The sequence below is a fragment of the Cupriavidus sp. 01L43 genome (genome assembly GCF_056399925.1).
This window is the reverse complement of the sequence record NZ_JBFTSH010000014.1, coordinates 67,597-84,095: the sequence shown is the minus strand read 5'-3', so window position 1 is coordinate 84,095 and position 16,499 is coordinate 67,597. Positions and strand designations below refer to the sequence as shown.

Here is a 16,499-nt window from a genome sequence, read left to right as displayed (position 1 = left end):
GTGCATGCGAAAGCCACGCCACACCGAAAGCACGCTTTGTAACCTGTGCAACAATTGCGCCTTGTCTTCGGAACCGTTTCATGACTGCCAGCCCTCGCGCCTCCACATCTGCTCCACGTTTTCCCCTCTGGCTGTTGATCTGCGCGTCGCTGACCGCGTTGGCGCCCCTGTCCATCGACATGTATCTGCCGAGCTTTCCGGCGCTCGCGGCAGACCTCCACACCGAGATCGGGCAGGTGCAACTGACGCTGGGCACCTTCCTGGTCGGGCTGGCGATCGGGCAGGCGTTCTATGGTCCGATCAGCGACCGCTACGGCCGCAAGGCGCCTCTCTATATAGGACTGACGTTGTACGGCGCCGCCGCTGCCGGCTGCGCGCTGGCCGGCAGCGTGGAGTCCCTGATGCTGTGGCGCTTCCTGGAGGCGCTTGGCGGCTGCACGGGCCTGGTGGTGTCGCGCGCCGTGATCCGGGACCGGCTCGAGGCCAAGGATTCGGCGCGGGCGTTTTCTTCCCTGATGCTGGTGATGGGCCTGGCGCCGATACTCGCGCCGCTGATCGGCGGGGCCGTCCTCTCTGCCCTGGGCTGGCGCGCGATTTTCTGGATCCATTGTGGCGCGGCCGTGCTGATCCTTTGGTTCGTTCACGCACGGATGGAGGAGTCGCTCGATCCGGCGCACCGCCGCACGCTGCACCCGGGCACCGTCTTGCGCAACTACTGGGAGCTGCTGCGCGACCGCGAATTCCTGGGCTACTCGCTGGCGGCCGGCTGCGTGCAGGCAGGCATGTTCGCCTATATCGCCGGTTCGCCGTTCGTGCTGATCGAGTTGCATGGCATCGACCCCTCGCACTATGGTTTCGTGTTCGGGGCGAACGCGTTCGGGCTGATCGCGATGTCCCAGATCAATACGCGCCTGGTGCGTGCGCGCTCGCTCGACGCCGTGCTGGGCATGGCCCTGTACGCGCCGCTGCTGGCCGGCCTGATGCTGGCCGTCGCGGCGCTGGCGGGCATGGCCGTGCTGCCGGTGCTGCTGGTCGGCTTCTTCGTCTTTCTGGCGGGAATGGGGTGCATCACGCCGAATGCGTCGGCGCTGGCGTTGGCGCACCAGAGCCATCGCGCGGGCACCGCGTCCGCGCTGATGGGCACGCTGCAGTTCGGATTCGGCACGCTGGCTGGCGCCGCCGTCAGCGTATGGCACGACGGTACCGCGCTGCCACTGGCCGTGGTGATGGCGGTGTGCGGCTGCAGCGCGGTCCTGCTGCGGCGCTACGGGCGGGCCGGCGCGGCCGTGCCCGCCTGATCAGGCGGCCTGGTTGGCGGGCGTCGCCGGCGCCATCGGCATGGCCGGCGCGGGCTGCATGACCACCATCTGCGCCGGCATCGGGGCGGCAAATCCGGCTTGGCCAAAACTCTCGCGAATCACGCGGTTGGTATCGAAATAGACCTGCCAGTAGTGATCGTTATGGCAGTAGGGCCGCACGGCGAGCACCGGGCCGACCAGCGTGAATTCGAGGATTTCCACGTCCACCGGCGGTTCCGCCAGGACGTTGGGAATCGCGCCGATGCGCTCCTTGAGCAGTGCCACGGCGGCCATCGCGTCGGTCGAGCCGGCCAGCTGCGCCTTCAGTTCCACGCGCCGGTAGGCATTGGCGGTGAAATTCTGGATGGTGTCCGAGAAGATCTTGTTGTTGCCGACTACGGTCAGCACGTTGTCCGGCGTGTCGAGCGTGGTGGCGAACAGGCCGATCTCCCTGACTGTGCCGGTCACGCCGCCGATGGTCACGAAATCGCCCACCTTGAACGGCCGCAGCACCACGAGGAAGGCGCCGGCCGCGAAATTCGCCATCAGCCCCGACCACGCCATGCCGATGGCCACGCCAGCCGCCGCAATCAGCGCCGCGAAGGTGGTGGTCTGGATGCCGAAGTAGCCGAGGATGCCGATCACCAGCACCACGTTGAGGGTGACGGTGACGATGGAGCCGACGTAGCGCAGCAGCGTGGGGTCCACCTTCTGCCGGGCCAGCGAGTTCTGGACCAGCCGGACGACGAAATGGATCAGCCAGCGGCCGATCACCCAGAAGGCCAGCGCGGCCAGGATCTTGACGCCGAACACGGTGGCGTAACCGACGATCAACTCGCGAAAGCTCTGCAACGAAGAGGTATCCATGGGGCATGCTCCTGTTAGGCAAGGGCATTATTGGCCTCGTCGCGGGCAAGTTCAAGTTAATAATTTCGCGAAAATCCGCCGTTCGATATGCGCAAATAACAAAGCGGCCGGAACGCTGTCCGGCCGCTTTCTCCCAGTCCCAACAAGGGTGGATTACCAGTTGGTCTCGCGCTCCGGGGTGGCCGAAATGCGGTGCAGGGTCAGGTCCGCGCCATTGAACTCGGCTTCGGCATCCAGTCGTATTCCGACGAATTTCTTCAGTGCACCGTAGACCACCGTGCCGCCCACCAGCGCGATGACGATGCCAAGCGCCGTGCCGATCAGCTGCGCGACCAGCGACACCCCGCCCATGCCGCCGAGCGCATGGGTGCCGAAGATGCCCGCCGCGATGCCGCCCCAGGCGCCGCACAAGCCGTGCAGCGGCCAGACGCCCAGCACGTCATCGATATGCCACTTGTTCTGGGCCAGCGTAAACAAATAGACGAACAGCACGCCGGCCACCGCGCCGGTGATCAGCGCGCCGAGCGGATGCATGAGGTCCGAGCCGGCGCACACGGCCACCAGCCCGGCCAGCGGGCCGTTGTAGGCGAAGCCGGGGTCGTTGCGGCCGGCCCACCACGCCGCCAGCGTGCCGCCGGCCATCGCCATCAGCGAATTGATGGCCACCAGGCCGCTGATCTTGTCCACGGTCTGGGCGCTCATCACATTGAAGCCGAACCAGCCCACCGCCAGCACCCAGGCGCCGAGCGCCAGGAAGGGGATGTTCGAGGGCGGATGCGCGCTGATGCGGCCGTCCTTCGAGTACCGGCCGCGCCGGGCGCCCAGCAGCAACACGGCGGGCAGGGCGATCCAGCCGCCCACGGCATGCACGACGACCGAGCCTGCGAAATCGTGAAACGGCGAGCCTGCAACCGAGGCGATCCAGTCCTGGATGCCGAAGCGGTTGTTCCAGGCGATACCTTCGAAGAACGGGTAGACAAAACCTACCAGGATGAAGGTGGCGACCAGTTGCGGATTGAATCGCGAGCGCTCCGCAATGCCTCCCGAAATAATCGCCGGAATGGCCGCCGCAAATGTGGCGAGGAAGAAGAATTTCACCAGTTCATATCCGCTCTTTTGTGCCAGGACTTCGGCACCGGACATGAATTGCACCCCGTACGCCACCGTATAACCGACAAAAAAGTAAGCAATCGTGGAAACGGCAAAATCAACAAGGATTTTCACCAGTGCATTCACCTGGTTTTTCTTGCGCACCGTGCCGAGTTCCAGGAATGCAAATCCCGCGTGCATGGCGAGTACCAGGATGGCGCCGAGCAGGATGAACATCGCATCGGCGCCCGTTTTCCAGTTTTCCATTGCTACCTCAATGCTCAAAATGGGAGCACGAGTATGCAAATTCCGTTCCAGACAGCGATGCAGAATGGGGAAAATAGCGCCGAGGCGGTGCGTGGCGCACTGGTGTGGCGTTTCCGGGCGAGTTGTCGGATCAACTATTGCGCGCAGCGGCTGCGCCGCCGTACGAGCCACGCCTCATTTTGGATCGCCATGCGCCAAAAGCGGGCGTATGGCGCGCGCGGTGCGATCCAGAATGGTGCGTCCTCGCCCGGGGGGAGGCCGACGAAGCGCGGCCCCGTGCATGTGCGCCGCACGATACGTGTCGGGCCGAAAAAGTGACGATTCCATTTGGGGAAAAGAGGGGTAAAACCCCCGCTAAGTCTTGCCAGAGAACGTTTTCCGGCCGTTTTCGTTGCTTCGGTGCCACTGGGGATTGCCCAAGGCGCAAAGGGCAGATTAGACTGCGCCGATCGGTAATTTGCCGGCAGGCAGATGTCCGGTGACGACGACCAACAAGGGAAATCTAGCCATGAATAAAGGTGAACTGGTATCGGCCATCGCCGCGGAAGCAGAACTCAGCAACGCCGCCGCCGAGCGCGCGCTGAACGCCGCGCTGGACAGTATCAAAAAGGCAGTGGCCAAGGGGGACTCGGTCACCCTGGTGGGGTTTGGTAGCTTCAGCTCGGGCAAGCGTGCTGCCCGTACCGGCCGCAATCCGCGCACCGGCGAAACGATCAAGATCCCGGCCGCCAAGACGGTGAAGTTCTCCGCCGGCCAGGGTTTCAAGGACGCCGTGAACAAGAAGAAGTAAGCAAGTTCGCGTTCTTGAAAGTACGGAAAGCGGCCTTCGGGGCCGCTTTTCTTTTTGGGCCATGATGTCCACGCGCGGATTTGCCCATTGGCGCGCCTCGTCGGGTTACACTGCCCGCGCCTCAGGCTCGATTTCTGGATTTTCTGCGATGAACGATTTGTCCCACCAGCTTTCCATGACCGTGCTGATGACGCCGGACATGGCCAACTTCTCCGGCAACGTGCACGGGGGCACCATCCTGAAGTACCTGGACATGGTGGCCTACGCCTGCGCCAGCCGCTACGCCGGCCGCTATGTGGTCACGCTGTCGGTGGACCAGGTGATGTTCCGCCAGCCGATCCACGTGGGCGAACTCGTCACCTTCCTGTCTGCCGTGAACTACACCGGCCGAAGCTCGATGGAAATCGGCATCAAGGTGGTGACTGAGAATATTCGCAGCAAGGTGGTACGGCATACCAATAGCTGCTACTTCACGATGGTTGCCGTGGACGACAACGGCGCGCCAGCCGAGGTGCCGCCGCTGCAACCGCGTGACGAGGTGGAGCGCCAGCGCTTTGCCGCCGCCCAGCAGCGCCGCGCGCTGCGCCAGGAAATGGAGCGCCGGCACGACGAGATCAAGGGTTCGGCGGACTGACCATGGCGAACATCCGCATCGGAATGATGGCCGTCGCCGGCCTGTGGGCGCTCTCCGGCATCACGCAGGCCGAGGAAATCGGCAGCGTCAGCACGAATTTCCGCGTCACCGGCTCCGACAAGGTGGTGATCGAAGCCTATGACGATCCGCAGGTGGACGGCATCACCTGCTACGTCTCGCGGGCGCGTACGGGCGGCATCAAGGGCTCGCTCGGCATGGCCGAAGACCCGCCCGAGGCGTCGATTGCCTGCCGCCAGGTGGGCCCCATCACCTTCAAGGGCCCGGTCAAGGCGCAGGAAGACGTGTTTTCCGAGCGGATGTCGATCCTGTTCAAGACCCTGCACGTGGTGCGCGCGGTGGACCGCAAGCGCAACACGCTGGTCTATCTGACCTACTCCGACCGCATCGTCAGCGGCAGCCCGCAGAACGCGGTGACGGCGGTACCGGTGCCGGCCGGGACACCGATCCCCGTCAAGTAAGCCTCAGCCCCTCAGCCCCTCAGCAACCTCAGGCTTCAAACAGCTTGCGCAGATTCGATTTCAGAATCTTCCCATTGGGATTGCGCGGCAGCATCTCCCCGCTGACGATAATCCGCACTGGCACCTTGAACGCCGCCAGCTGCTGCCGCACGAAATCCTGCAACTCCGCTTCCGTGGCAGCCATGCCCGGCTTCAGGCTCACCACCGCACCGGGCTCCTCGCCCAGCGTGCGGTGCGGGATGCCGACCAGCGCCGCATCCATGATCGCCGGATGGGCGTACAGCGCGCTTTCCACCTCGATGCAGTAGATGTTCTCGCCGCCGCGGATCAGCATGTCCTTCATCCGGTCGACGATATAGAGGAAGCCGTCCGCGTCCAGCCGGGCGACGTCGCCAGTGTGCAGCCAGCCATCGACGAAGGTCTTGGCCGTCGCCTCGGCCTTGTTCCAGTAGCCGTGCACCACGTTCGCGCCGCGCACCATCAGCTCGCCGGTCTCCCCCAAGGGCAGCGCGCGCCCGAAGCCATCGTCGATCTTCATCTCGCCGATCGGCAGGGCCGGGCCGCTGCTGTCTGGCCGGAACACGTACTCTTCCGCGCTGTGGCTGGTGAAGGTGGCCGAGGTCTCCGTCATGCCCCAGCCAATGCCGGGCGCCGCGTGCGGAAACACTTCCTTGATGCGCCGCACCAGTTCCGGCGAGGCCGGTGCGCCGCCATAGTTCATGTTCTCCAGCGATGACAGATCGAAGTCGCCGCGCCGGGGATGCTCGATGATCTGCCAGGCGATGGTCGGCACGCCGCCGGCCCCCGTGCAGCGTTCGCGCTCGATCAGCGCCATGGCCTGGAGCGTGTCCCAGCGATGCAGCAGCACGATTTTGCCGCCCGTCGCGAGTGCGCCATTGAGCACTGACATGCAGCCCGTGACATGGAAGAACGGTACCGCCAGCAGCGCCGCCTTCTGCGGGGCGTTCGGATCCGGCTCGGGCACCGGCTCGCCGCGCCGCAGCAGGTTGCGCAGCGGGCTGAACTGGGCCGCTACGGCCACGGAGGTGGCGTTGCGGTGCGAGCCCACGGCGCCCTTCGGCTTGCCGGTAGTGCCCGAGGTGTAGAAGATCGTCGCGTCCTCGTCCGGGTCCAGCGGGATGGCCGGCAACGATTGCGAGGGCAGGCCGTTCCAGGCCGACGACGGGCCGATCACCGATTCGAGCGTAGCGATATGGGCGTCGCCCGTGATTTGGGAAAAGTCGCCGCTCTCAGGCAGTCGCGACACATAGACGCGCTCCAGCGCCGGGCAGGCCGGCAGGTGCTCGAGGATGCGGCCGAGCCGCTCGTTATCGACGATGGCGATCCGGCTGCCCGAATCGGCCAGCCCGTATTCGAGTTCGGCGCCCGTCCACCATGCATTGAGCGGCGTGACGATGGCCCCCGCCAGCAGCGCGCCGAAGAACGCCACCGGCCATTCGGGCAGGTTGCGCATGGCCACGGCAACGCGGTCGCCCTTGCGTACGCCGTCCCGGATCAGCTGGTGCGCCAGCGCCGTGGCGGCCAGTGCGAACGCGCGGTAGCTGACGCGCTCGTCCTCATAGACGACGAAGGTCTTCTCGCCCCAGCCGGCGGCCACCAGGAACAGGTCGCGTAGCGTGGGCGGGGCGTTTTTCCAGACAGTCGTGGGAATGCCACGGATCACGCGCGTCTCGGTTTCGAAGGGCGCGCCGGGCGCGGTCAGGCGGGCGTGGGCTTCGGCGAGGGACATCACCGGCCACACGGCGGTTTGCTGAGGATGTTGCGACATGACTGCCTCCGGGGCTGCATTGCAGGTGGACGTGCAGAAACGCGAAGGGCGGCAGGGGCCGGAGCCACCGCCGCCCGGGAGGGGGTGGGGTCAGATCGTGACGCCGCCGTCCACGACCATCGCCTGGCCGGTCATGAAGGTGCTGGCGGCCGAGGCCAGGAAGCAGGCGGCGCCGGCAATCTCGACCGGCTCGCCGATGCGGCGCAGCGGGGCGCCCTGGGTCGATTGCTTGTAACGCTCGGGATCTTCCCACAGCGCGCGCGCGAAATCGGTCTTGATCAGGCCGGGGGCGATGCAGTTCACGCGCACGTTATGCGGCCCGAACTCCACGGCCAGGTTGCGCGCGAGCTGGAAATCGGCCGCCTTGGAGACGTTGTAGACGCCAATCGTCGGGGAGCCGCGCAGGCCGCCAATCGACGACACGATGATGATCGAGCCCTCGCGGCGTTCGATCATCTGCGGCGCCACCATCTGGATCAGCCAGTGGTTGGAGATGACGTTGTTGTCGAGTACCTTGCGGAACTGGTCGTCCGTCACGCCGCTCATCGGCCCGTAGTACGGGTTCGAGGCGGCGTTGCAGACCAGGACGTCCACCTTGCCGAAGGTGCGGTTGGTCTCGTCCACCAGGTGCTGGAGGTCTTCCTTCGACGAGATATTGGCCGGCACGGCGATGGCGGTACCGGCGCCGTGGCGCGCGTTGATGGCGTCCACCACTTCGGCGCAGGCTTCGGCCTTGCGCGATGAAATGACCACCTTGGCGCCTTGCACGGCCATCTGCTCGGCGATGGCGCGGCCGATGCCGCGCGACGAACCGGTGATGATGGCAACCTTGCCCGACAGATCGAACAATGACATGGTGTCTCCTGAGGATCGCGGCGGTCTTGCCGTCGCTGGATATATGAGGTGCCGGGACATTATGGGGACGCCGCCCCCCTCAGTCCACCCGCAAACCGCCACGCCGGGGGTGGTATCAGCAAACTTTCTGCGGGCAATTCACGCGATGCATGACGCGTGCCGCAGCGTGGAATGCTCTGCCCCTTATATGCCCCTCATGCCTCCTTGTCGGCGGCGAGCACGCGCGGCAGGGTGGCGGCCAGCGCACCGCGCAGCGGCGCGTCCAGGGGGATGCCGAAGCGGTGGATGAGCAGGTCGATGACGGCCTCGGCGTCGTCCAGTTCCTGCTTCTGGACGCTGCCGTCGGCGGCGCGCGCGGCGAACTGGCCGTTGCGAAGCGCCAGGCGCACCCCGTCCACCACCCGCGCCACCATCAGCGTCTGTGTGAACTGGCTGTCTGGATGGGTCGACACGTACCAGTTGCGCGCCACGTAATCGATCTTCGGCTGCGGGGTCAGGTCGAAGCGGTACATCACGCGCCAGTCGTCCGCGCCGGTGCCGTCATCGGACCGGAATTCGAGGTCGTAGGCGTGGAACGCGGTGCTGGCCAACTGCGCCGCCGGTGTGGGCGTCAGCCGGAACGGCACGTCAGGGTCGACCGGCAAGGACAGCGGTAGCGCGCGGTCGAGTGTGGTGCCGCCGAAGCCCACGTCGGCCAGATAGCTCTCGTGGGCCACCTCGACGCGCAGCAGCATGTGGGAGAGCCCGGTGGGCGGATGGTCCGCCGGCAGCCGCCAGCGCACGCGCGCGGCCAGGGGCACCACGGTATACCCGAGCGCCTTGAGCCCGGCGCAGAACAGGGTATTGAGCTCGAAGCAGTAGCCGCCGCGCCCCTGGGTGACGAGTTTTTCGAACACGTCCGGCACGTCGATCCGCACAGGGCGGCCCGTCAGCGGATTCAGGTTCTCGAACGGGAGATGGGCGAGCTGGGCTGCGACCAGCGCGTCCAGCGCGGGGAGGTCGGGGCTGGCTGGCGCGGCATCGAGGCCGATCCGCGCCAGCCACGCCTGTAGCTGATCGGGCGAGAGCGGGGAAATTTCATCGACGGGAAGCATGGGGTTCGCTGTCTCCGTGGGGGTCCGATAGCGGCCCGGGTGGCGGTTGGTTTGGCGAGAATGCCAGGCTGCGCCGACGGAATCCGCTTCGTCAGAGGTGGGGTAGACCGAGGCCGGCGCGCCCACTACTATAAGTCCACAACGCCACCGGCACCGATGCCCCACGCATGACAGGGTCATCCTCAGCCGGGCCCTCTCACAGGAGACGCCCCGTGAAAACCCTGATCGAGCATCTGTCGCATTACGCGGCCTATCACCGCGATCGCCGCAACATCGTCACCCATTTCGTCGGCATCCCGATGATCGTGCTGGCCGTGACCACGCTGCTCGGCCGGCCCGCCATGCCGCTCGGCGAGGGGGCGGCGTTCCTCACCCCGGCCATGGTCGTCTACGCGCTCTCGTGCCTGTTCTACCTGCGGCTGTCGTTCGCCTTCGGCCTCGCCATGGCGGTCATTCTGGCCGTATTCCTATGGGTTGGGGCATGGATTGCCGCGCTGCCGACGGCGGCCTGGCTCGCTTCCGGCATCGGCCTGTTCGTGGTGGGATGGATCATCCAGTTCGTCGGGCACTACTACGAGGGGCGCAAGCCGGCGTTCGTCGATGACCTCGTCGGGCTGCTGATCGGCCCGCTCTTCCTGGTGGCGGAGACCGCGTTCGCGATGGGCCTTGCCCGCGAAACGCACGACGCGATGGCCGCGCACGTGCACTGATCGGGTCAGATTCCAGATCTTCGGGCACACGCCGCGCACGCCAAAGTGGGGGGACGTACCCCCTTTACGCGTGCGCAAGGCCCGCTCGCGAGCCCGTTGCTGACGCAAAGCAGCGACAAAACCCGGGGTTTTCACTGGGTTTGACGTGCCTCATGTACGAAAACCCCTTGACTTGCGGTACTTTCCGCTATGATTCAGTGCGTACCGGCACCCGTGATTCGCAACGTGCCACTGCGGTGAGACGCAGCGATACGCAGCGATACGCCGGGACACATTCTTCAACTCACGTATATCGATATGGCGACCAAAGCGAAACCGACCACGAAGACTGCAACCAAGCCCGCTGCCAAGAAGGCACCGGCAACCAAGGCACCCGTGAAGGCTGCCGCCAAGAAGGCCGCTCCGGCCAAGAAGGCTGCTCCCGCCGCTGCTCCGGCCCCGAAGCCGCTGAAGGACACCTTCAACAAGTCGAGCCTGGTCGCTCACCTGGTAGCTCAGACCCAGCTGGAAGCCAAGGCCGTGAAGTCGGTGCTGGCCCATCTGGAAAACACCATCGTCAGCGCGCTGAACAAGAAGGGCGCCGGCGAATTCACGCTGCCGGGCCTGCTGAAGGTGACCGCACAGCAAGTGCCGGCCAAGAAGAAGCGCTTTGGCAAGGACCCGTTCACGGGTGAAGAGCGTTGGTTCCCGGCCAAGCCGGCCAGCGTCAAGGTCAAGGTCCGTCCGCTGAAGAAGCTGAAGGACGCCGCGGCCTGATCGCCACGCATCTTTGGTAGTCCTGAAAACCCCACCCGCTCCGGCGCGTGGGGTTTTTTGTTGCCCGGATGCCCGGGCGGCGAAGGCGGGTCAGTACGCCTTGAAATTGGCCGCCACGCGCTGGCGCAGGAAATCGCCCGCCGAGATGGCTGGGTACAGCCGCGCAGGGCCCTCGATCGTCGCCTCGCGGTTGGCCTGGCAGAAGAACGCCAGGCTGTAGCGCGGGCCCATGTACTCGCCCGGCGCGGGGTTGCGCACGCGGTGGAAGTTGGACGGCAGGCGGTCATCGCTCCAGCGCATCAGCATGTCCCCGATATTGCACGTGATGACGTCCTCGTCCGGGGCGATGGGCGTCCACGCCTGCGCCTCCATCTCCTTGCCCGGACAGACCTGCAGGCCGCCCTGGCCCTGGCGCTGGAACAGCAGCGTCAGGCAGTCGAAATCCGTATGGGCACCGGCACGCCAGAGTTCGAGTTTGTCCTGCGCCTCGGGCGGAATCGCGTAGTAGTGCAGCAGCCGCAGCGTGCTCTGGTAGTCCGGCGCGGCCGGGTCGTGGGCGCGCGTGAAGAATTCCGGATCGAAGCCGAGCTTGTCGGCGAAGCAGGACAGGAGCTTCATGCCCACCTCCCAGCACTGGCGCTCGAAGGCCAGCATGGTGGCCTGGAAGCCGGCCAGCTCCGCCTCGCTGGGCCACAGCGGCGCCATGTGCGGGCGGGTGATCTGGTAGGACTCCTTCTGGTCCGGCGTGCCGGTGGAGGGCCGCACCTGCGCGCGGGACTCCCAGCCCGCGTTGTTGGCCTTCTGGAGCGGATACAGGCCCTTCACGGCCTCCGGCAGCGCGAAGAAGCGTTCGGTCATGGCGAAGGCTTCGCGCACGGCGGCGAGGTCGATGCCGTGGTTCGCCACCTGGAAGAAGCCGACGTCCACGGCCGCATGCCAGAGTTCGTCGGCGATCTCGGCCTTGCGGCGGGGGTAGTCGGAGAGGTCGATGCGGCGGATCTCGCGCGCGCTGGTCTCGTGGCCTTGCGCGCCCATGCGGGATTCGCGGGCCAGTTCGTGGAGGGAGGCGGTGTCGGTCATGATCGTTCCGGAGTCAGGAAAGGGTGGGTGCGGCCCTGCCTTTCGCGCGATGACTGCCGGGGATCTCGATCTTTGGACGATCTCTTGAGGCCCCGGTGCCAGTCGCACAAGGGCGGGGCACGGACGTCAAGAGCAATTTCCTGCCGCGCACCGGGGGTGGGCGGTTGAACGCTTCTACTCTTCGGGGGGGAAGATTGCAGGTTTCGGGCCAGCCGGCACGACCCGGTTTTGACCCAGTTCCGGGCCGATTTGCGCCGGGGTGGCGCACGCCATGCCGCAGGATGGTGCGGCGCGCCCAAAAAAAACGCCGGCGCAAAGGCCGGCGTTCAGTTCTTTCCTCCCGCAGCGGGGAGGGCACCACATGACCGCTTACTGCGGTCCCAGCTTGCGGATCAGGGCGTCCAGCTTGCCCATTTCCTCTTCGTTCAGGTCCGTCAGCGGTGCGCGCACCGGGCCGGCATCGTGGCCAACCAGCTTGGCGCCGGCCTTGACGATCGACACCGCATAGCCGTGCTTGCGGTTACGGATGTCCAGGTACGGCAGGAAGAAGTCGTCGATCAGGCGACCCACGGTAGCGTGGTCGTCCGCCGCGATGGCGCGGTAGAAGTCCATCGCCGTCTTCGGGATGAAGTTGAACACGGCCGACGAGTACACCGGCACGCCCAGCGCCTTGTAGGCAGCGGCGTACACCTCGGCGGTGGGCAGGCCGCCCAGGTAGGCCAGGCGGTCGCCGAGCTTGCGGCGCACGCGCACCATCGCCTCGATCTCGCCCACGCCGTCCTTGAAGCCGATCAGGTTCGGGCAGCGGTCGACCACGCGTTCCAGCAGGTCGGCGCCGATGCGCGAGTTGGCGCGGTTGTAGACGATCACGCCGCACTTGGTGGCCTTGCAGACCTCTTCAATGTGGTTGGCGATGCCTTCTTCGCTGGCTTCGGTCAGGTAATGCGGCATCAGCAGGATGCCGTGCGCGCCCAGGCGCTCGGCTTCCTTGGCGTATTCGATGGCCACGCGGGTCGGGCCGCCGGCGCCGGCCAGGATGGGTACCTTGCCACGGCAGGTTTCCACCGCGGTGCGGATCACGTTCGAATAGTCCTGCTGCGTCAGCGAGAAGAACTCGCCCGTGCCGCCGGCTGCGAACAGGGCCGAGGCGCCGTACGGGGCCAGCCATTCCAGGCGTTCGATATAGGTCGACGGGCGGAAATTGCCCTGTTCGTCAAAGTCGGTCACGGGGAACGAAAGCAGGCCGTCCGAAATAATCTGCTTGAGTTCTTGCGGTGTAGTCATGTCGCTCATCCTGATCGCCACATGGCGAAAATGGTGTGGTTTGTTAGTGGGGCAAGGCCCGTTCGATGACCTCGCACCCAACTGCTGAGTGGATTCGAGATAAGTCATCGTACAACTAACAACTTGACGGTGCAAGGGCTAAGGGCATGACCGAGGGAAAACCCCGGCATTTTTGCCCGCACCGGGGGTGGGCAGACGAGGGGGGCGTCACATCGCCCAGACCGGTCGATCGCCCGCCAGGCCGCAAGGAGATTGAAAGGAAGACCATCGGGCCGATGCCCGAAAGCAGGGCGATTTGCACCGGTTCAGGGTAAACGCGCACTGTGTCTGACGGAACCGCGTCCCTATAATCACAGTCGTACGACGACATATCACAAGCCGGTTCCCACGCATTCTGCACCCGGTCCCCGGCTGTGAGGAGACCCCGATGAACGCAAGCCCCACTTCCAGCACCGCCGCCGCGACTTCTGTCGAAGGCGCGCGCCGCACCAACGTCCGCTACTGGATTCTCCTGCTCATCTTCATTGTGACCACGGTCAACTACGCCGACCGGGCCACGCTGTCGATCACCGGCCCCGCGATGCGCGAGGAGTTCGGCTTCAGCGCCGTGCAGATGGGCTATATCTTCTCCGCCTTCAGCTGGGCCTATGTGATGGCGCAGATTCCAGGCGGCTGGCTGCTCGACCGCTTCGGCGCACGCCGCATCTACGCGGCCAGCATCTTCGTCTGGTCGTTCTTCACGCTGCTGCAGGGCTGGCTGGGCGTGTTCGCCACCATCGGCTCGGTCATGACCGTGCTGTTCGCGCTGCGCTTTGCCGTGGGCCTGGCCGAATCGCCGGCTTTCCCGGCCAACGCCAAGGTGGTCGCCAGCTGGTTCCCCACCGCCGAGCGTGGCACGGCATCGGCCATCTTCAACGCCGCCCAGTACTTCGCCGCCGTGGTCTTCACGCCGCTGATGGCCTGGGTCGTCCATAGCTGGGGCTGGCACCACGTCTACCTGTGGATGGGCCTGATGGGCATGGCGCTGGCGCTGGTATGGCTCAAGATCATGCGCAGCCCGGCCACGCACCCGGCCGTGAACCGCGCCGAACTCGACTATATCGAGCAGGGCGGCGGGCTGATCCATATGAACGAAGGCGCCGGCCAGGCCAAGGAAAAGGCACCGGCGGGCTGGTTCTACGCCAAGCAACTGCTCTCCAACCGCATGCTGGCTGGCGTGTACCTCGGCCAGTACTGCATCAACGTGCTGACGTACTTCTTCCTGACGTGGTTCCCGGTGTACCTGGTGCAGGCGCGCGGCATGTCGATCCTGAAGGCGGGCTTCGTGGCCTCGCTGCCGGCTATCTGCGGCTTCCTGGGCGGGGTGCTGGGCGGGGTGATCTCCGACAGCCTGCTGCGCAAGGGCTACTCGCTGACCTTCGCGCGCAAGCTGCCCATCGTGGTCGGCATGCTGCTGTCCGTGTCGATGATTGCCTGCAACTACGTGGATGCCGAGTGGCTGGTGGTCGGCATCATGGCGCTGGCCTTCTTCGGCAAGGGCATTGGCGCGCTGGGCTGGGCTGTGGTGGCCGATACGGCGCCCAAGGAGGTCATGGGCCTCGCCGGCAGCATTTTCAACACCTTTGGCAATATCGCCGGCATCGTGACGCCGATCGTGATCGGCTATATCCTCAGCGTCACGGGCTCGTTCAACGGCGCGCTGGTTTTCGTGGGCATCAACGCCCTGGTCACCGTGGTGAGCTACCTGGTGATCGTGAAGGACATCCGGCGCGTGGAACTGAAGCACGCCTGATATAGAGAGAAGACAAGGACCCCCCAACATGTCTGAACAGGATTCCCCGGTGGCCGCCCAGGCCGTGGCTGCCGACCCCAAGCCGCTGTATATCCGCATCCACGCCGACGACAACGTGGCCATCATCGCCAATGACGGCGGCCTGCCCGCCGGCACGGTGTTCCCGTGCGGCCTGACGCTCGTGGAACGCGTGCCGCAGGGCCACAAGGTGGCGCTGGTGGACCTGAAGCAGGACGACGCGGTCATGCGCTACAACGTGGTGATCGGCTACGCGCTGAAAGACCTGCCGCGCGGCAGCTGGATCAACGAGCGCGTGCTGCGCATGCCCGAGCCGCCGGGCCTGACCGACCTGCCGATCGGCACGCGCGTGCCGGCGCCGCTGCCGCCGCTGGAAGGCTATACCTTCGAAGGCTTCCGCAACCCGGACGGCTCCGTGGGCACCCGCAACATCCTGGCGATTACCACCACGGTGCAGTGCGTGTCCGGCGTGGTCGAGCACGCGGTGCGCCGCATCAAGGCCGAACTGCTGCCGCGCTACCCCAATGTCGACGACGTGATCGGCCTGGAGCACACCTATGGCTGCGGCGTGGCGATCGACGCCCCCGATGCCATCGTGCCCATCCGCACGCTGCGCAACATCGCCCTGAACCCCAACTTCGGCGGCCGCGCGATGATGGTGAGCCTGGGCTGCGAGAAGCTCCAGCCGGAACGCCTGATGCCGCCCGGCACGATCCCCATCCAGACCGGCGCCGGCGAGGTGCAGGTGGGCGTGGTCTGTCTGCAGGATGACCAGCACGTGGGCTTCGGGTCGATGATCGACTCGATCATGACCATGGCCGAATCGCACCTCGAAGTGCTGAACGCGCGCCAGCGCGAGACCTGCCCGGTCTCCGAACTGGTGGTGGGCGTGCAGTGCGGCGGCAGCGACGCCTTCTCGGGCGTGACCGCCAACCCCGCCGTGGGCTACGCCACGGACCTGCTGGTGCGTGCCGGCGCCGCCGTGATGTTCTCGGAAGTGACCGAGGTGCGCGACGGCATCGCCCAGCTCACCGCACGGGCCGCCACCCCGGAAGTGGCCGAGGCCATGATCCGCGAGATGGACTGGTACGACCGCTACCTGGACCGTGGCCGCGTGGACCGCAGCGCCAACACCTCGCCCGGCAACAAGAAGGGCGGGCTGTCGAACATCGTGGAAAAGGCGATGGGGTCCATCGTCAAGTCGGGCAGCTCGGCCATCTCCGGCGTGCTGTCACCGGGCGAGAAGCTCAAGCAGAAGGGCCTGATCTACGCCGCCACGCCGGCCAGCGACTTTATCTGCGGCACGCTGCAACTGGCCGCCGGCATGAACCTGCACGTGTTCACCACTGGCCGGGGCACGCCGTATGGCCTGGCCGAGGTGCCGGTGATCAAGGTGGCCACCCGCAACGACCTGGCGCGCCGCTGGCACGACCTGATGGACATCAACGCGGGCCGCATCGCCACCGGCGAGGCCACCATCGAGGATGTGGGCTGGGAGTTGTTCAACCTGATGCTGGACGTGGCCAGCGGGCGCAAGAAGACCTGGGCCGAGCACCACAAGCTCTACAACTCGCTCGCGCTGTTCAACCCGGCGCCGGTGACCTGAGTCACTGGCTGGGCAGGGAAGAGAAGGGGCCGCCGTCGCGCGGTCCCTTTTTTTTGCCGATGCGCTGCGCCCGGGGCGAAGCCCGCTTCGC

At 65.9% G+C, this 16,499-nt stretch carries 15 protein-coding genes; 8 read left to right on the top strand and 7 right to left on the bottom strand.

Features of this window, described 5'->3' with window-relative positions:
* Window positions 1-80 precede the first annotated feature (80 nt).
* The gene (locus tag AC1DP9_RS21120) at window positions 81-1,298 is read left to right on the top strand and encodes a Bcr/CflA family multidrug efflux MFS transporter (RefSeq protein WP_092296662.1); all 1,218 of its coding nucleotides are present in this window, start codon (window positions 81-83) and stop codon (window positions 1,296-1,298) included.
* On the opposite strand, the gene AC1DP9_RS21115 is transcribed toward AC1DP9_RS21120, so the two are convergent.
* Entirely contained in the window at window positions 1,299-2,165 is an 867-nt protein-coding gene (locus AC1DP9_RS21115) for a mechanosensitive ion channel family protein (RefSeq protein ID WP_092296659.1), read from the bottom strand.
* Window positions 2,166-2,318: 153 nt separating this feature from the next.
* Window positions 2,319-3,521, bottom strand: a complete 1,203-nt coding sequence (locus tag AC1DP9_RS21110) for an ammonium transporter (RefSeq protein WP_441593334.1) — start codon at window positions 3,519-3,521, stop codon at window positions 2,319-2,321.
* A gap of 508 nt (window positions 3,522-4,029) precedes the next feature.
* Between AC1DP9_RS21110 and AC1DP9_RS21105 the strand changes: the two genes are divergently transcribed.
* The 3 genes from AC1DP9_RS21105 to AC1DP9_RS21095 all read left to right on the top strand — a co-directional run bounded on the left by AC1DP9_RS21105 (window position 4,030) and on the right by AC1DP9_RS21095 (window position 5,424).
* Window positions 4,030-4,311 (top strand): HU family DNA-binding protein, encoded by a 282-nt coding sequence (locus AC1DP9_RS21105; protein WP_008651272.1) that lies wholly within the window; start codon window positions 4,030-4,032, stop codon window positions 4,309-4,311.
* Between the two features lie 148 nt (window positions 4,312-4,459).
* Window positions 4,460-4,945 (top strand): acyl-CoA thioesterase, encoded by a 486-nt coding sequence (locus AC1DP9_RS21100; RefSeq protein WP_092296653.1) that lies wholly within the window; start codon window positions 4,460-4,462, stop codon window positions 4,943-4,945.
* A 2-nt stretch (window positions 4,946-4,947) separates the two neighbouring features.
* Window positions 4,948-5,424, top strand: a complete 477-nt coding sequence (locus tag AC1DP9_RS21095; RefSeq protein ID WP_369823485.1) for a CreA family protein — start codon at window positions 4,948-4,950, stop codon at window positions 5,422-5,424.
* Between the two features lie 28 nt (window positions 5,425-5,452).
* Here the strand turns inward: AC1DP9_RS21095 and AC1DP9_RS21090 are convergent, their stop codons facing one another.
* The 3 genes from AC1DP9_RS21090 to AC1DP9_RS21080 all read right to left on the bottom strand — a co-directional run bounded on the left by AC1DP9_RS21090 (window position 5,453) and on the right by AC1DP9_RS21080 (window position 9,162).
* On the bottom strand, window positions 5,453-7,213 hold the full coding sequence (locus AC1DP9_RS21090; RefSeq protein ID WP_477108385.1) for a class I adenylate-forming enzyme family protein: 1,761 nt from the start codon (window positions 7,211-7,213) through the stop codon (window positions 5,453-5,455).
* Window positions 7,214-7,303: 90 nt separating this feature from the next.
* On the bottom strand, window positions 7,304-8,068 hold the full coding sequence (locus AC1DP9_RS21085; RefSeq protein ID WP_092296647.1) for an SDR family oxidoreductase: 765 nt from the start codon (window positions 8,066-8,068) through the stop codon (window positions 7,304-7,306).
* 194 nt (window positions 8,069-8,262) lie between these two features.
* Window positions 8,263-9,162 carry an arylamine N-acetyltransferase family protein gene (locus AC1DP9_RS21080; protein WP_477108384.1) on the bottom strand — a complete coding sequence of 300 codons (900 nt, stop codon included), beginning with the start codon at window positions 9,160-9,162 and terminating at the stop codon, window positions 8,263-8,265.
* A gap of 212 nt (window positions 9,163-9,374) precedes the next feature.
* Here AC1DP9_RS21080 and AC1DP9_RS21075 point away from each other — a divergent pair, with 212 nt between their 5' ends.
* Complete coding sequence (locus tag AC1DP9_RS21075) at window positions 9,375-9,872, top strand: Mpo1 family 2-hydroxy fatty acid dioxygenase (RefSeq protein WP_092296641.1); 498 nt, start codon at window positions 9,375-9,377, stop codon at window positions 9,870-9,872.
* A 297-nt stretch (window positions 9,873-10,169) separates the two neighbouring features.
* On the top strand, window positions 10,170-10,628 hold the full coding sequence (locus AC1DP9_RS21070; RefSeq protein ID WP_092296638.1) for an HU family DNA-binding protein: 459 nt from the start codon (window positions 10,170-10,172) through the stop codon (window positions 10,626-10,628).
* Window positions 10,629-10,718: 90 nt separating this feature from the next.
* On the opposite strand, the gene AC1DP9_RS21065 is transcribed toward AC1DP9_RS21070, so the two are convergent.
* The gene (locus tag AC1DP9_RS21065) at window positions 10,719-11,708 is read right to left on the bottom strand and encodes an isopenicillin N synthase family dioxygenase (protein WP_092296635.1); all 990 of its coding nucleotides are present in this window, start codon (window positions 11,706-11,708) and stop codon (window positions 10,719-10,721) included.
* A 369-nt stretch (window positions 11,709-12,077) separates the two neighbouring features.
* Window positions 12,078-12,992: a 5-dehydro-4-deoxyglucarate dehydratase gene (gene kdgD / locus AC1DP9_RS21060; RefSeq protein ID WP_441593251.1), complete on the bottom strand. Its 915-nt coding sequence runs from the start codon at window positions 12,990-12,992 to the stop codon at window positions 12,078-12,080.
* A 427-nt stretch (window positions 12,993-13,419) separates the two neighbouring features.
* Between kdgD and AC1DP9_RS21055 the strand changes: the two genes are divergently transcribed.
* Both AC1DP9_RS21055 and garD read left to right on the top strand, forming a co-directional pair.
* Window positions 13,420-14,784: an MFS transporter gene (locus tag AC1DP9_RS21055; RefSeq protein WP_092296632.1), complete on the top strand. Its 1,365-nt coding sequence runs from the start codon at window positions 13,420-13,422 to the stop codon at window positions 14,782-14,784.
* A 28-nt stretch (window positions 14,785-14,812) separates the two neighbouring features.
* Window positions 14,813-16,408, top strand: a complete 1,596-nt coding sequence (gene garD, locus AC1DP9_RS21050) for a galactarate dehydratase (RefSeq protein ID WP_441593248.1) — start codon at window positions 14,813-14,815, stop codon at window positions 16,406-16,408.
* Window positions 16,409-16,499 lie beyond the last annotated feature (91 nt).

Excerpts from the sequence above, each read along its gene's own strand:
- AC1DP9_RS21105 (WP_008651272.1), top strand. The coding sequence starts at position 4,030 with ATGAATAAAGGTGAACTGGTATCGGCCATCGCCGCGGAAGCAGAACTC.
- kdgD (WP_441593251.1), bottom strand. The coding sequence starts at position 12,992 with ATGACTACACCGCAAGAACTCAAGCAGATTATTTCGGACGGCCTGCTT.
- AC1DP9_RS21100 (WP_092296653.1), top strand. The coding sequence starts at position 4,460 with ATGAACGATTTGTCCCACCAGCTTTCCATGACCGTGCTGATGACGCCG.
- AC1DP9_RS21120 (WP_092296662.1), top strand. The coding sequence starts at position 81 with ATGACTGCCAGCCCTCGCGCCTCCACATCTGCTCCACGTTTTCCCCTC.
- AC1DP9_RS21095 (WP_369823485.1), top strand. The coding sequence starts at position 4,948 with ATGGCGAACATCCGCATCGGAATGATGGCCGTCGCCGGCCTGTGGGCG.
- AC1DP9_RS21085 (WP_092296647.1), bottom strand. The coding sequence starts at position 8,068 with ATGTCATTGTTCGATCTGTCGGGCAAGGTTGCCATCATCACCGGTTCG.
- AC1DP9_RS21090 (WP_477108385.1), bottom strand. The coding sequence starts at position 7,213 with ATGTCGCAACATCCTCAGCAAACCGCCGTGTGGCCGGTGATGTCCCTC.
- AC1DP9_RS21110 (WP_441593334.1), bottom strand. The coding sequence starts at position 3,521 with ATGGAAAACTGGAAAACGGGCGCCGATGCGATGTTCATCCTGCTCGGC.
- garD (WP_441593248.1), top strand. The coding sequence starts at position 14,813 with ATGTCTGAACAGGATTCCCCGGTGGCCGCCCAGGCCGTGGCTGCCGAC.
- AC1DP9_RS21065 (WP_092296635.1), bottom strand. The coding sequence starts at position 11,708 with ATGACCGACACCGCCTCCCTCCACGAACTGGCCCGCGAATCCCGCATG.
- AC1DP9_RS21115 (WP_092296659.1), bottom strand. The coding sequence starts at position 2,165 with ATGGATACCTCTTCGTTGCAGAGCTTTCGCGAGTTGATCGTCGGTTAC.
- AC1DP9_RS21080 (WP_477108384.1), bottom strand. The coding sequence starts at position 9,162 with ATGCTTCCCGTCGATGAAATTTCCCCGCTCTCGCCCGATCAGCTACAG.
- AC1DP9_RS21055 (WP_092296632.1), top strand. The coding sequence starts at position 13,420 with ATGAACGCAAGCCCCACTTCCAGCACCGCCGCCGCGACTTCTGTCGAA.
- AC1DP9_RS21070 (WP_092296638.1), top strand. The coding sequence starts at position 10,170 with ATGGCGACCAAAGCGAAACCGACCACGAAGACTGCAACCAAGCCCGCT.